Source organism: Pontimicrobium sp. MEBiC06410 (assembly GCF_053601615.1).
In genome coordinates this window covers 1-14,492 of sequence record NZ_JBSHNT010000125.1, presented here as the reverse complement: position 1 = coordinate 14,492, position 14,492 = coordinate 1, and the positions used below count along the sequence as shown (strand labels likewise).

Genomic DNA, 14,492 nt, shown 5'->3' with positions numbered 1-14,492 from the left:
TCAATGAATCCTAACAAAATAAAACATATAAGCATATTTACATCTGGAGGCGATAGCCCTGGAATGAATGCTGCTCTCTACGCCATTGTAAAATCTGCTGAAGCAAAGGGTATAAAAGTAAGTGGTTTTAGAAAAGGATATGAGGGATTGATAGATGATGATTTAATTCCATTAAAATCACACGACTTACAAAAGTCAATGCATAAAGGAGGGACAATTTTAAAAACGGCACGAAGTAAACGGTTTATGACTCTTGAAGGTCGTAAAAAAGCATTACTAACCTTAACAAAAAACAAAATTGACGCTCTAATTGCCATAGGCGGTGACGGCACATTTAAAGGTCTATTGGCTTTTTCAGAAATATGTGATATCCCTTTTATTGGTATTTCAGGAACCATTGATAATGATCTCACTGGAACGGATTACACCTTAGGCTTTGATTCTGCTGTAAATACCGCTATTGAAAATATTGATAAAATACGGGATACCGCCGAATCCCATAATCGTGTATTTATTATTGAAGTAATGGGAAGAGATTCAGGATATATAGCAATTCATTCAGGATTAATGATAGGTGCCGATGCCATACTAATTCCTGAAAGCGCAAAAGACTTTATATATCTACTGGACAAGGTTGAAAAATATGATAGTGAAGATGCTTTCCTTATCGTCGTTTCTGAAGGTGATGAAATAGGTGCCGAACTTGTTTCCTCAAAAATAAAAGAAATCAATCCCAATGTCGATGTACGGATTACAAAACTTGGCCACGTACAGCGAGGTGGAAATCCTTCTGCTTTAGATAGAATGCTGGGTATAAGGCTTGGAGTGGCAAGTGTAAATACTCTTTTACAAGGTAAAAAAAATGTCATGGTCGGTTTTTTAAACAATCAATTGCACCTAACCTCATTTAAAGAGGTGGTGAAGCAACATCAAGTAAATACTGAATTATACGAACTTTTAGAACTATTTGGAAAGTAGAAATGATAGAAGCTTTAAAAAATATCAATCCATTTATCCTCGGGCTACTCATAAGCCTAGGCATTGGTCTTATTCTGGGGTTAGAACGCGAGTATGATAAATTGAAGGAAGAACAAGGTTTTGCAGGTATAAGAACCTTCCCTATTGTTGCCATTATTGGTTTTATCTTGGGAAGTCTATCCATAACCTATACACCTTGGTTGGTTATCATTATTTCATCGGCATTCCTATTATTTCTATCGTTAAGCCATCTTTCTATAGTCCAAAAACATGCTATGACAGGTATTACTACCAATTTAGCACTATTTGCCACATTGATTCTGGGAGTTATGGTTGCTAATCATTTGCACAAAGAAGCTGTTGCCACTGCAGTAGTAATTGTTACTCTGTTATCACTGAAAACAACTTTTAATACTTTCATAAAAAACATTACTTCAGAAGAGCTTTTTGCCTTTATTAAATTTTCAATTATTTCACTTCTTATTTTACCTTTTTTACCAAATCAAGATTATGGTTCAGAAGGCTTACTAAACCCTTTTGAGATTGGGGCAATAATAGTGATTGTCTCTTTTCTGAATTTCATCGGCTACTTCCTTGTAAAATATGTAGGATCCCAGCGAGGAATCTTGCTTACTGCCATTTTGGGCGGTCTAATTTCAAGCACGGCTGTATCCTGGATCTATGCATCACGAAGCAAAGAATCCCCAGAACTGTCAAAACAATACGCTGCAGGTATTATTATAGCTTCTGCCATTATGTTTCCAAGACTTGCTGTATTAGCCTATATCTTCAACAATACCCTAATTGCATTTTTAGTCGTTCCTTTCTCCATCCTAACATTTATTTGTTTGGTTAGTGCCCTCTTTTTTATGAAAAAAGACAATGAGATTACCGAAACAGGAATTAATCTTGGTAATCCACTTAATATCTGGAATGCACTTGGTTTTGGAGCAATATATATAGGAATAGCATTTGCTGTTTTTTACGGCAATCAGTTTTTTGGTGAAAAAGGACTGTACTATTCTGCACTCATTGCTGGTCTCGGCGATACAGATGCCATAACTATTAGTATGTCAAAATTTGGGGTTTTAGAAGAAAAATTTGCTCTCGCAACAAATGTTATTCTTACCGCGACCATAAGCAATATGATAGTAAAACTAGGCATTACCTATTTTAAAGGTTCCAAAAAAACAAGAAAACTAGTAATGCTAATTTTTGGAAGTGTCATTATAGTTGGCATAATATATATATTAATACAATTAAGAAATTAAAATGAGAACAACCATATTCAGTACACATAAATTTGATAAGCCTTTCCTTGAACAGGCAAACAATGGAAAACATGAATTAAACTTTCTAGAATTTAGACTTACAAAAGAAACAGCAAGATTAGCGAAAGGATCCAAAGCTATTGCCCTATTCTCAAACGATGATGCCTCTTCCGATGTCTTAGATATATTGAATCAACAAGGAATTAAGTATATCGCATTACGCTCAGCTGGTTTTAATCACGTTGACCTTGAAAAAGCAAATAAATTAGGCATAAAAGTTGCTAGAGTTCCTGCTTACTCTCCATATGCCATTGCAGAGCATACTTTAGCTCTCATCTTAGCCCTTAACCGAAAAATAATAAGAGCACACAACAGAGTTCGAGAACAAAATTTCTCGCTGAACGGGCTTACAGGATTTGACCTAAACGGCAAAACAGTAGGTGTTATTGGTACAGGAAAAATAGGAGCAGTACTCGTAAAAATACTGCACGGTTTGGGATGTAAGATACTAGCCCACGATGTTTCTGAAGATAAGAACCTGATAGATTTATATGATATCATATACACCAACTGTACCACCATTTGCAAACAGGCAGATATAATTAGTCTGCACGTTCCATTGACACCATCAACCAGGCACTTAATAGACACAGAACACATAACACTAATGAAAGAAGGCGTTATGCTCATTAACACAAGCCGAGGTGGTTTGGTTGACACAAAAGCCGTAATTGAAGGATTAAAATCTGGCAAAATTGGATATTTCGGGATGGATGTTTATGAAGAGGAAGAAGGTCTGTTTTTTGAAGACCACTCTGATACCATTTTACAAGATGATGTAATTGCCAGATTGATGACCTTTAATAATGTTCTTATCACTAGCCATCAAGCTTTTTTAACCGAAACTGCATTAAAAAATATCGCAGATACCACGATATACAATTTAGACTGTTTTGAAGAGAAAGTCCCTTCTGGAAATGAAGTTACTCTAAACTAAAAATATATAAACCTATAAATCATCAAAAAATGAAAAACATATTAATACCAACCAATTTTTCAAAAAACTGCCACAAAGCAGCACAACTAGGCATTGAAATGGCCAAGTTGTACGATTCTGAAATTCACTTTTTACATCTTATGAAAACCCCTGTAGATTGGGTAAAACTGGATAAAGAAAAGGAAAAACAATATCCCGAAACATTAAAGCAAATAGGTAAAGTAAAATCAGCATTACGTGAACTGGAAAAAACAGCAGAGCGTAATGACCTAAAATGTCGAACGTTTTTACAATTTGATGCTGGCCAAGGTGATATTATAGATCATTCAGGCCATTTTCATCACGATTTTATCATTACAGGAAGTAGTGGTACTAAAGGCGTTATAAGAGAAATTACAGGCAGCAATGTTGAACAAATTGTACGAAAAGCCAATGCTCCCGTAATTGTTGTAAAAGATGAAGAAGTCAACTTTCCTTTTAAGAATATTGTATTTGTTTCAAATTTCGAAGAGGATATAACTGATGCTTTTAAACAGGTAATATCCATTGCTAATAAATGCGATGCTCGCATCCATTTATTGCGTATTAATACCGAGACAGATTTCAATAATATTAAACTTGGCCTAGAGCCTATTGAAAAAATGTTACAAAACTTCCCGAAGTTAAAAAACTATTCAATGGCTGTCTATAATGAACCCTCAGTTGAAACAGGAATCAATACATTTCTAGAACAACATCCTACAGATTTAATAGCCATGGTCACACACGGTAAAACAGGGTTTTTAAGCCTATTTTCAAAGAGTATTGCCGAAGGTGTCACTAATCATTCCACTTTACCTGTAATGACCATACATATTTAAACAATGGGCAACTCAATAAACATAATAAAACACTCTGGAGATGTTGTTCCTTTTAATGTTGACAAGCTCAAAAATTCATTACGACGCGCTCAAACAAGTGAGGAGATAATTCAAGAAATAATAACTCAAATTGAGCCTACAATTTACGAGGGAATTACTACGAAAAAAATCTATCAAATGGCTTTTAAAATGCTTAAAGATAAATCACGAGTAAGTGCCTCAAAATACAAACTCAAAAAAGCCTTGATGGAATTGGGACCTTCGGGATTTCCGTTTGAAAAGTTAGTAGGCAAACTACTGGCACATGAAGGATTTGAAACAAAAGTTGGAGTTATTGTACACGGAAATTGTGTACAGCACGAAGTAGATGTAATAGCCCAAAAGGACAATTCTCATTATATGATTGAATGTAAATACCATAGTGACCAAGGGAGGTTTTGCAACGTAAAAATACCCTTATATATCCATTCAAGATTTTTAGACATAGAAAAGAAATGGAAGTATCAAAAAGGTCACGAAGCAAAATTTCATCAAGGTGGAGTGTACACCAATACCCGCTTTACCACGGATGCTATACAATATGGTAAATGTGTTGGGTTGCTAATGACCAGTTGGGATTATCCATTGGGAAAAGGTCTTAAGAACAGAATAGACCTATCTGGTTTACATCCACTCACAGCACTAACAACAATCACAAAACAAGAGAAAACTATGTTACTCGAAACTGGGATTGTACTTTGTAAAGAGCTTTACGAAACACCTAGTTTATTGAATAAAATTGGAATTGAAAAATCGAGACATAAAAAGATTTTAGAAGATTCTGAAGAACTATGTAAAACAAAATCAAATAACAGAAAAAAATGAACAACACTAAAATAAATATTCACTTTTTGGGAGCGGCAGGCACCGTAACCGGTTCTAAATATTTAGTGGATACAGGAGAAAAAAAGATACTTATAGACTGCGGGCTTTTTCAAGGACTAAAAGAATTGCGTCTAAAAAATTGGGAATATCCACCAGTTGAAGTTTCAGAAATTGATATGGTTTTGCTCACACACGGTCACATGGACCACACAGGATATCTGCCTCGATTAGTAAAACAAGGGTTTAATGGTTCCATTTATGGTACTAATCCTACTTTGGACATCGCAAAAATAATCTTGAACGATAGTGCTAGAATACAAGAACAAGAAGCAGAACGTGCTAATAAAGAGGGGTATTCCAAACACAGTCCTGCAGAGCCTTTGTACAATTTAAAGGATGTAGAAAAAACCATTCCGCATTTTAAAGGTATTCCTCAAGCACAATGGATTCCATTATTTGATGGTATCAGAGCCCGATTCCAATATAATGGTCACATTCTTGGAGCAACCTACATCGAATTGGATATACATGGTAAACGTTTTGTGTTTTCAGGAGATATAGGCAGAACCAACGACTTACTTTTATATCCACCATTAAAACCAAAAAAAGCAGATGTACTATTTATGGAATCCACCTACGGTGGTAGATTTCATCCAGATGAAGTAGAAGCCCTTCCGCAGATTGAAAAATTGGTTAATGATACCATAAACAGAGGGGGAAGCTTATTTGTTCCAAGCTTTTCAGTAGAACGAGCCCAATTGATGATGCTCATCTTTTGGAAATTACTAAAGGAGAATAAAATACCCAAAGTACAAATGATAATGGATAGCCCTATGGGAGCAAATGTACTCGAACTGTTCCACCGCACCAGAGATTGGCATAGATTAGAAGCTAATGAATGTGATGAAATGTGCTCACACTTTACCGTAGTTAGTAGTTATCGTGAAACAATGGAGCTAAGAACCGATAACAAACCAAAAATTGTCATTGCCGGAAGTGGAATGCTTACTGGCGGAAGAATGCTCAACTATCTTGAAACCCAAGCACAAAACCCAAACAATACATTGTTATTTGTGGGCTATCAAGCTGAAGGTACTCGTGGTAGAAAATTATTAGAAGGGGATAAAGAGTTGAAAGTGTACGGAAAATGGGTGCCATTTCATATGGAAGTTGCAGAAATTGAAGGACTCTCGGCACATGCAGACCACGCCGAACTTATAAATTGGATGAGTAAAATAAAAAATAAGCCGGAGCGGATTTTCATCGTACACGGCGAAAAAGAAAGTGCAGAAGCCTTACAGAAAGGCATCAAGGAAACCTATAATTGGGATGCAGAAATTCCACAACTGTATAATATTGAAGAAATAATACTTAATTAACAGATATGATCGAATTAATAATTGGGATACTACTAGGATTTTTCATTGTATTACTTGCGATGAAAACGGGCTTTGACAAGGACAGCAGTTTCTATCCAGTATTATTGATTGTTATTGCTTTTTACTATGTTCTTTTTGCTTTACAGGCTAACAATACTTACGAAATTATATTTGAAACGAGCATTGCTTTCCTATTCTCAATTATAGCAATATTAGGACATCACAAGCACATAAAAATCGTAGGTATTACACTGATATTACACGGCATCTATGACCTTTTTCAAGGAAATATTGTGTTTTCAACAACCCCACCTCAATGGTGGCCACTGTTCTGTTTGGGAGTTGATATAACTCTTGGTATTTGGGTACTTTGGACTTCTTCAAGATTATTAAAAATAAAAAAATAAATGTATTATGGAACAACACTCAAACGTATTAAAATACAAACATATAGGAATTTATACCCAAAACGAGAATGTGGTGTACATGCGAGAGGATTGCCACGTTTGCATATCAGAAGGCTTTGAAGCCTTAACCAGGATTAGGGTATCAACTACAACCAATTCAATTGTTGCAAGTCTTAACATTATAAATTCCAATATCCTACTACCTAATGAAATAGGTCTATCTGATGCGGCAGCTAAAAAATTGAAGATTTCTGACAACGACACCTTGCAGGTTTCCCATTTGGAACCTATTGAATCATTAAGCCACGTTAGGGCAAAAATCTATAACCAAAAATTGGATTATAATGCCTACAACCAAATCATAACCGACATCGTTGAAGGCGACTATTCTAACATCCATCTTTCAGCATTTATAACAGCCTGTGCAGGTGACCGAATGGATATTGATGAAATATCCGACCTCACAAAAGCTATGATTACCTCTGGAAAGCAATTGAATTGGAATAAAGAAATCGTTGTTGATAAACATTGCATAGGTGGCTTGCCTGGAAACCGAACCACGCCCTTAGTAGTGGCCATAGTAGCTACTTATGGACTTACAATGCCAAAAACGTCCTCACGGGCTATAACTTCTCCTGCCGGCACAGCAGATACTATGGAAGTTCTGACCAATGTGACACTCTCTTCAGAAGAAATAAAGACCGTAGTAGAAAAAGAAGGTGGTTGTTTTGTTTGGGGTGGTACTGCTCAACTAAGCCCTGCCGATGATGTCCTCATTAAAATTGAAAAAGCCTTGGACATTGATAGTGAAGGTCAACTCATCGCCTCAGTTTTATCTAAAAAAGCTGCCGCAGGTTCAACACACGTAGTTATAGATATTCCTGTGGGAGAAACTGCTAAAGTTAGAAGTACAGAAATGGCTGAAAAACTAAAGAATCATATGGAAACCGTAGGCAACGCTGTTGGACTTAATGTAAAAGTTGTTATTACAGATGGTACACAACCCGTTGGAAGAGGTATAGGTCCCACTTTAGAAGCTATCGACATATTAAAAGTTTTAAAAAATGAGGCAGATGCTCCCAAAGACCTTAAAGAACGAGCTATGCTTTTGGCAGGTGAACTTCTTGAGCTTTCAGGTAAAGTATCTTTAGGCTCAGGTCGTCAAACGGCCATACAATTATTGGAATCTGGTAAGGTTTATGAAAAGTTTCTTGCCATCTGTAAAGCCCAAGGACGTTTTATCGAACCTGTATTGGCACCTTATAAAGCAGAAATTAAAGCAGAGGCTTCAGGAACTTTGAAATGCATTGACAATCGAAAGATAGCGAAGCTCGCCAAACTTTCGGGTGCACCACAGTCTAAATCTGCAGGAATTTTATTGAATGTACATTTAAACGAACAAATTGAAAAAAACCAATTACTGTATACCCTCTATGCAGAATCACAAGGCGAATTAAATTATGCCTTAGACTACAAGAACAATCATAACGACATTATAACTATTAAATAAAGAGTAAAATGAAAACTATACTATTCAGCCTTCCTGGAAACGAGGAATTAACAGAGTTAATGGCTACAAAAATAGACGCTGAAGTGGGAAAGACTACTTTACGAAAGTTCCCTGACGGCGAATCCTACACGCGCATATTATCCGATGTAAAAGACAAATGTGTGGTTTTGATCTGCACCCTACACGACCCTGATGAGAAATTATTACCACTATATTTTTTAAGCCAAACAGCAAAATCATTAGGCGCAATGTGCACCTGTTTGGTTGCACCCTATTTAGCATATATGCGACAAGACAAAATATTTAATGAAGGTGAAGGCATTACCTCTACCTATTTTGGAAAGTTAATTTCTGGTTTTGCAGATAGTATAACCACTGTTGACCCTCATCTACACAGGATACACTCATTGAGTGAAGTATACCACATCCCAAACAAAGTTATTCATGCTTCAGATGCTATTTCGAAATGGATACAAGAAAATATTGAAAATCCTGTATTGATTGGTCCCGATTCCGAAAGTGAACAATGGGTTTCTGAAGTTGCCAAAAATGCAGGTGCACCATTTACTGTGTTACAGAAAGTACGTCACGGCGATAGAGATGTTGAAGTTTCGGTGCCAGACATTGATAAATATAAAGATGCTACACCTGTTTTGGTTGACGATATTATCTCAACCGCTCGTACAATGATTGAGACTGTAGGCCACTTAAAAAGGGCTGGAATGAAACCGCCAATATGTGTGGGCATTCACGCTGTTTTTTCAGGTAATGCCTATCAAGACCTAATGGATTCAGGTGTTGAAAAAATAGTGACCTGCAATACCATTCCACACCCATCAAATACTATTGATTTGAGCGATATTATGTCGAAAGAGGTAAAGAAACTAATGCATCATATATGAAAAAACTAAGCTTCATACTATTTTTTATCCTATTCAATCTCACAATCTATGGACAAACTAAAATGCTTATTGAACAAATTTCAGGCAGAACGGTAGTACGTGAAAATTTTGATAAAGATGGTACGTTGCTTAACAAGCAGTCATTTAAGGCGGGAGAAATAATAAAAAAAGACGGATATTATAAAATTGAAGTTGCAACAGAGTTATTCGATAACAAGAAAATCAATATCGAGAAATACATAACAATTTATCAATGTAAACCTGATGAAACAAGTATTATGGTAATGGCATTCCCTTTTACAAAACCCAATTCTAAAGAAACCGAAATCAATAGTTCAACTACAAACTTTACTGAACTCTACGATTTAGGCAGTTTAAAGGATATTGAGCTAGAAATGAGTTTCAACTCTGACTTACTGAACTTTTTTGGCTCTAAAAGTCTTATTAAAATATATAACCGTCAATTGAAAACTAACAAAGCAAACATGCAAATCGAATCAAAAATAAATATTAAAGCCTATGCAATAGGTATCCGTATCAAACAACTCAATTATACTGTTATTGAGCAATTAAACAATAACAATTTATTGATGTTTCAAAAATTCACTGAAACGGATGGCAGCTATTTTACAATGACTTATGATTAAAAATAAATTGAAAAATTACGATACACTCATAGAGGCCATTAATGATTTAAAGCAAAGAGGTTATAGTTACGATTTTAACATAAAACCTACGTGCTTAAAATGCGTCTCGCTTAAAATTGAAATTAAACCTGAAGATTTTAAAATTGATGAAACCCATCGTTTTGAAGGAATGAGTAGTACCGACGATAATAGTGTACTGTACGCTATATCATCTAAAGATGGTATTAAGGGCACTTTGGCAGATGCCTATGGAGTCTATGCTGAAAACATTTCTGAAGCAATGAGAAAAAAATTACGATAACACTTAAACACTATAATGATGGAAAACCACGAACACCACAATCACGAAAAAATGAACCATTCTAAAATGGACCATTCAAAGATGAAGCACAAAAAAGAAGATCACTCTAAAATGAACCACGGAAGCGGTGGTCATTCTGGTCACAATCCTGGTCACGGACAGATGGGTCACGACCATCACAAAATGATGATTGATGATTTTCGCAAACGGTTTTGGGTAACACTTGCACTTACCATTCCAATTCTATTCTTATCCCCAATGATTCAAGAATTTTTTGGATACGAATTTTTACTTCCAGGAAACCCATATATCTTATTTGCACTTTCTTCTGTAGTCTATTTCTATGGTGGCTGGCCATTTCTTAAGGGATTTGTTTCCGAAGTAAAGAAAGGTTCACCAGGGATGATGACCTTAATTTCTATGGCTATTAGTGTCGCCTATTTTTATAGTACCGCGACTGTTTTTGGCTTGAAGGGAGATGATTTTTTCTGGGAATTAGCAACACTAATCGCGATAATGTTATTAGGACATTGGATAGAGATGAAAAGTGTATTGGGCGCATCAAAAGCCTTACAGCTTTTAGTAAGTATGATGCCTTCCGAAGCTCATAGAGTAAAAGGTGATGCTATAGAAGATATTCCTTTAGAAGATTTATTAAAAGACGATGTGATTTTAGTAAAGCCAGGCGAAAAAGTTCCTGCTGATGGTATTATAGTCGATGGTTCGAGTTATTTAAACGAATCGATGCTCACAGGAGAATCCAAACCAGTAAAAAAAGATGAAAATGATAAAGTAATTGGTGGTTCAATAAACGGCAATAGTGCCTTAAAGGTTAAGGTAGAACATACAGGTAAGGATAGTTATCTCAACAAAGTAATCAAAATGGTCGAGGAAGCACAAAAGACCAAATCTAAAATGCAAAACCTTTCAGACAGGGCTGCAAAATGGTTAACATACATTGCTTTGGCTATTGGTTTTGGGACATTGGCAGTTTGGCTCATTTTAGGCTTTCCATTTGTATATGCCTTAGAGAGAATGGTAACGGTTATGGTTATTGCTTGCCCACACGCATTAGGACTTGCTATCCCGTTAGTTGTCGCTATATCTACAGCGGTATCTGCACAAAATGGTTTATTGATAAGGAATCGAACAGCTTTTGAAGAATCCCGAAAAATATCAGCTTTATTATTTGATAAAACCGGGACGTTGACAAAAGGTGATTTTGGTGTCACAAGAGTTGAGTCGGTTAAACAAGAATATTCAACAGAAGAAATTTTAAGACTTTCTAGTGCTTTGGAACAGAGTTCAGAACATCCTATAGCCGTTGGAATCATAAAAAAGGTCAAAGAAGATAATATTACCATTCCTAAGCCAGAAAATTTTAATGCCATTACCGGCAAAGGTGTAGAGGCAAATGTAGAAGGAAAACAAGTTAAGGTGGTTAGTCCTGGTTATTTAAGAGATGAAAAAATAGATATCCCAAAAGACGCCTATAGTGATGCTGCCGAAACAGTAGTTTTTGTCATAATAAATAGGGAATTAGCAGGATATATTGCTCTAGCCGATGAAATACGACCAGAATCTGCCGAAGCCATAAAGGTTTTTAAAAAGAATAATATTAAAGTTTTGATGGCTACAGGTGATAATGAAAAGACGGCAAAAGCAGTAAGCGAAAAACTTGGGCTAGATGGTTATTATGCTGAAGTATTACCACACCAAAAAGTAGAAATCGTAGAAAAACTTCAGGCACAAAATGAGTTTGTAGCAATGACTGGTGATGGAGTAAACGATGCCCCTGCGCTTGCCAAAGCTAATGTTGGAATTGCTGTTGGTTCTGGAACGGATGTAGCTGCCGAAACAGCCGATATTATTTTGGTCAACAGCAATCCAAAGGACATTGCCAATTTGATATTATTTGGAAAAGCAACTTACAATAAAATGATTCAGAATCTGATATGGGCAACGGGATATAATGTGGTAGCCATTCCTTTAGCTGCTGGAGTGTTGTATTCTTCTGGATTTGTATTGGGACCAGCCATCGGAGCAGTATTCATGAGCTTAAGCACGATTATAGTAGCAATTAACGCACAACTACTAAAGAGGAAAATAAGTAAATAAAGATTTATGGCAATACTTTCAAAAATACTAATCGTTTTAGTTGCCTTGGAGCATTTTTACATTTTATATATAGAAATGTTTTCTTGGGAGCATTTAGGCAAAAAAACATTCAAGGAAATTCCAAAGGATCTTTTTAAACCCACTAAAGCTATGGCAGCAAATCAGGGTCTGTACAATGGTTTTTTAGCTGTCGGTCTCTTATGGACGTTGTTTATCTCTAACCCCATTTGGTCTAACAATATCGCATTATTCTTTTTAGGCTGCATTATCATTGCTGGGGTATATGGCTCTTTATCGATTTCTAAAAAGATACTGTACACACAAGCAATACCAGCTGCAGCTGCTTTTATATGTATTCTCTTAAGCTAATTTAAAATGAATAAGAGTAGAAATATCAAAATGATTGTACTCATATTACTATGTCTATTCATTGTAATGCTTGGGTATGGGATTCTATTACCTACCCTTCCTTACTACACCGAAAGATTGGCTTTAAAAGCTAATTTAGATACAGATTTAGTTAATTTTCATGTTGGTCTCTTAACGAGTATTTATCCATTATTTCAGCTCCTATTCGTAGTACTTTGGGGAAAACTATCAGACAGGTATGGTCGAAAACCTATTATCATAATCGGTCTTATAGGCTTTGTTATAATGCAATTACTTACTGGTTTAGCGACTTCGCTTACAATGCTCTATGTAGCACGTATTTTTGGTGGTATTTTTACCTCTTCTGTTATTCCCGTAAGCAATGCTTACTTAAGTGATATTACCTCAAAAAAGCGAAGAACAAAAATAATGTCTTGGTCTGGTGTAGCGGTAAGTTCTGGTGTTATCTTTGGACCTGTACTTGGCGGCCTTCTTTCCCAAACTAATCTACACTTAGATTACTCAATTGGGCAATTGCATTTCAATCGTTTTTCAGTCCCTTTTCTGTTTGCTGCACTATTAGGATTTACTGTTCTTCTTGTTGTGTTGAAACAACTTAAAAACACAAGTAAAATCAGCAAGTTCACAATTCAAAAAGTAAGTTTACGATTCACATTCACCAAATATTTTGTCATATTACTGGTTTTGTCATTTATCATCCAATTTGTAGTAACTCTTTTTGAAACAGTATTTTCAATCTATGGAAAAGATGAACTAGGATTTAACAGTAATCAAGTCGGAATTGGGTTTATGCTATGTGGTTCTGTAATGGCAGTTTTACAACCAGTTTTTGCAAGTTATGGAGAGAAGGTTTTATCTACTAAAAAACAAATTGCTCTAGGGTTGTTAATAGTAGGAATATCTTTAATTGCCTTTCCTTTTTTCAATAGTGAGTTTTTAGTTTATGGATTAATTATTGTGTTTGCTGCCGGAGGTGCGATGATAACACCTAATTTGCTTTCTGCGGTTTCACTAATATCAAATAAAAATACTGGGAGAAACATTTCCATACAGAGTTCAACCAACAGTATTGGTCAGATCCTAGGTCCCATTTTAGGGACTTGGCTGACTGCAGGTGGGTTTTATTATCCTTTTATAATTGCTGGGAGCATTGTTTTGGGAGTCATAGGAGTTCTGTTCTTTCTCAAAACTCCATACGAAGGTGAAGATGATCTTAACCACACTTCAATTATGGAAAACTAAACCTTTAAAGCTCAAAGTATTTTGTACAAGTTAATCGATAAAATTTTAAATAGATTTGTAGCAAATGACTAGACAAAAAGTATAGCAAAGGCAAAGCGCCTTATAGTTGTAATAAAAAACCTACTTATAGCACTAAAAAGTCCATTTTACATCTATAATATTCTCAAGTTTATTTATAAACTAAAAAACAAAAGCCCTTAAAGGACTTTTGTTTTTTAAATTAAAGAGTTAATCAACGGTTACTATTGTTGGGTATAGTCTATATTCTTACTAATACAATTAGGCCTATATACCTTCTTTAATAAATAAATCAATTAATTTATCATCAGATGGTCTAGGTGCATTTGCTGTCACAATTTGACCTTTAGGGTTAATTAAGATGAATCTTGGTATTCCTTTTATTTTATAATCTCTAATAAATTGAGATAAAAACTCATTATCTGCAATTAACTGTATTCCTGTTAAATTTAAGTCTGAAACCATTTTTTGGACATGCTATATTTGACAGGACAGTAAGAAGCGAGTTTATATATTTATAAACTTTAATAAAATAACAATGTCAAAACCACGAAATTTTTACACCAAAGAATTTAAACATAAAGCTGTAGAGCTTAGTTATGCAAAAG

15 protein-coding genes are annotated in these 14,492 nt (G+C 35.4%); 14 read left to right on the top strand and 1 reads right to left on the bottom strand.

Annotated features, from left to right (window positions below; all coding sequences use genetic code 11):
* The first annotated feature begins 3 nt into the window (after positions 1–3).
* Genes ACVC08_RS01565 through ACVC08_RS01500 form a run of 14 tightly spaced genes read left to right on the top strand, consistent with a single transcriptional unit; the run spans position 4 to position 13,866 of the window.
* Entirely contained in the window at positions 4–978 is a 975-nt protein-coding gene (locus ACVC08_RS01565; protein WP_452600725.1) for an ATP-dependent 6-phosphofructokinase, read from the top strand.
* 2 nt (positions 979–980) lie between these two features.
* Positions 981–2,249 (top strand): MgtC/SapB family protein, encoded by a 1,269-nt coding sequence (locus ACVC08_RS01560; RefSeq protein ID WP_452600724.1) that lies wholly within the window; start codon positions 981–983, stop codon positions 2,247–2,249.
* Between the two features lies 1 nt (position 2,250).
* Positions 2,251–3,246, top strand: a complete 996-nt coding sequence (locus tag ACVC08_RS01555; RefSeq protein ID WP_452600723.1) for a 2-hydroxyacid dehydrogenase — start codon at positions 2,251–2,253, stop codon at positions 3,244–3,246.
* A gap of 29 nt (positions 3,247–3,275) precedes the next feature.
* A complete protein-coding gene (locus ACVC08_RS01550; protein ID WP_452600722.1) occupies positions 3,276–4,106 on the top strand; it encodes a universal stress protein in 831 nt (276 codons plus the stop codon).
* Between the two features lie 3 nt (positions 4,107–4,109).
* Entirely contained in the window at positions 4,110–4,970 is an 861-nt protein-coding gene (locus ACVC08_RS01545; protein WP_452600721.1) for an ATP cone domain-containing protein, read from the top strand.
* Positions 4,967–6,349, top strand: coding sequence for an MBL fold metallo-hydrolase RNA specificity domain-containing protein (locus ACVC08_RS01540; protein ID WP_452600720.1), 1,383 nt, complete (start codon positions 4,967–4,969; stop codon positions 6,347–6,349). The genes ACVC08_RS01545 and ACVC08_RS01540 overlap by 4 nt, the downstream gene beginning before the upstream one ends.
* 5 nt (positions 6,350–6,354) lie before the next feature.
* Complete coding sequence (locus ACVC08_RS01535; protein ID WP_452600719.1) at positions 6,355–6,756, top strand: hypothetical protein; 402 nt, start codon at positions 6,355–6,357, stop codon at positions 6,754–6,756.
* Positions 6,757–6,763: 7 nt separating this feature from the next.
* On the top strand, positions 6,764–8,266 hold the full coding sequence (locus tag ACVC08_RS01530; protein ID WP_452600718.1) for a thymidine phosphorylase family protein: 1,503 nt from the start codon (positions 6,764–6,766) through the stop codon (positions 8,264–8,266).
* Between the two features lie 8 nt (positions 8,267–8,274).
* On the top strand, positions 8,275–9,168 hold the full coding sequence (locus tag ACVC08_RS01525) for a ribose-phosphate pyrophosphokinase (RefSeq protein WP_159612851.1): 894 nt from the start codon (positions 8,275–8,277) through the stop codon (positions 9,166–9,168).
* The gene (locus ACVC08_RS01520; protein ID WP_452600717.1) at positions 9,165–9,815 is read left to right on the top strand and encodes a hypothetical protein; all 651 of its coding nucleotides are present in this window, start codon (positions 9,165–9,167) and stop codon (positions 9,813–9,815) included. The genes ACVC08_RS01525 and ACVC08_RS01520 overlap by 4 nt, the downstream gene beginning before the upstream one ends.
* Positions 9,816–9,822: 7 nt before the next feature.
* Positions 9,823–10,116, top strand: coding sequence for a phosphoribosylpyrophosphate synthetase (locus ACVC08_RS01515; RefSeq protein ID WP_452600765.1), 294 nt, complete (start codon positions 9,823–9,825; stop codon positions 10,114–10,116).
* A gap of 18 nt (positions 10,117–10,134) precedes the next feature.
* Positions 10,135–12,234 carry a copper-translocating P-type ATPase gene (locus ACVC08_RS01510; protein ID WP_452600764.1) on the top strand — a complete coding sequence of 700 codons (2,100 nt, stop codon included), beginning with the start codon at positions 10,135–10,137 and terminating at the stop codon, positions 12,232–12,234.
* A gap of 6 nt (positions 12,235–12,240) precedes the next feature.
* Positions 12,241–12,603 carry a DUF1304 domain-containing protein gene (locus ACVC08_RS01505; RefSeq protein ID WP_452600716.1) on the top strand — a complete coding sequence of 121 codons (363 nt, stop codon included), beginning with the start codon at positions 12,241–12,243 and terminating at the stop codon, positions 12,601–12,603.
* A gap of 6 nt (positions 12,604–12,609) precedes the next feature.
* Positions 12,610–13,866, top strand: a complete 1,257-nt coding sequence (locus ACVC08_RS01500) for an MFS transporter (RefSeq protein WP_452600715.1) — start codon at positions 12,610–12,612, stop codon at positions 13,864–13,866.
* Between the two features lie 285 nt (positions 13,867–14,151).
* On the opposite strand, the gene ACVC08_RS01495 is transcribed toward ACVC08_RS01500, so the two are convergent.
* On the bottom strand, positions 14,152–14,349 hold the full coding sequence (locus ACVC08_RS01495) for a TlpA family protein disulfide reductase (protein WP_452600714.1): 198 nt from the start codon (positions 14,347–14,349) through the stop codon (positions 14,152–14,154).
* Between the last annotated feature and the right edge of the window lie 143 nt (positions 14,350–14,492).

Coding starts and splice junctions, on each gene's coding strand:
- ACVC08_RS01530 (WP_452600718.1), top strand. CDS start 6,764: ATGGAACAACACTCAAACGTATTAAAATACAAACATATAGGAATTTAT.
- ACVC08_RS01520 (WP_452600717.1), top strand. CDS start 9,165: ATGAAAAAACTAAGCTTCATACTATTTTTTATCCTATTCAATCTCACA.
- ACVC08_RS01535 (WP_452600719.1), top strand. CDS start 6,355: ATGATCGAATTAATAATTGGGATACTACTAGGATTTTTCATTGTATTA.
- ACVC08_RS01565 (WP_452600725.1), top strand. CDS start 4: ATGAATCCTAACAAAATAAAACATATAAGCATATTTACATCTGGAGGC.
- ACVC08_RS01540 (WP_452600720.1), top strand. CDS start 4,967: ATGAACAACACTAAAATAAATATTCACTTTTTGGGAGCGGCAGGCACC.
- ACVC08_RS01505 (WP_452600716.1), top strand. CDS start 12,241: ATGGCAATACTTTCAAAAATACTAATCGTTTTAGTTGCCTTGGAGCAT.
- ACVC08_RS01510 (WP_452600764.1), top strand. CDS start 10,135: ATGGAAAACCACGAACACCACAATCACGAAAAAATGAACCATTCTAAA.
- ACVC08_RS01545 (WP_452600721.1), top strand. CDS start 4,110: ATGGGCAACTCAATAAACATAATAAAACACTCTGGAGATGTTGTTCCT.
- ACVC08_RS01560 (WP_452600724.1), top strand. CDS start 981: ATGATAGAAGCTTTAAAAAATATCAATCCATTTATCCTCGGGCTACTC.
- ACVC08_RS01500 (WP_452600715.1), top strand. CDS start 12,610: ATGAATAAGAGTAGAAATATCAAAATGATTGTACTCATATTACTATGT.
- ACVC08_RS01550 (WP_452600722.1), top strand. CDS start 3,276: ATGAAAAACATATTAATACCAACCAATTTTTCAAAAAACTGCCACAAA.
- ACVC08_RS01555 (WP_452600723.1), top strand. CDS start 2,251: ATGAGAACAACCATATTCAGTACACATAAATTTGATAAGCCTTTCCTT.
- ACVC08_RS01495 (WP_452600714.1), bottom strand. CDS start 14,349: ATGGTTTCAGACTTAAATTTAACAGGAATACAGTTAATTGCAGATAAT.
- ACVC08_RS01525 (WP_159612851.1), top strand. CDS start 8,275: ATGAAAACTATACTATTCAGCCTTCCTGGAAACGAGGAATTAACAGAG.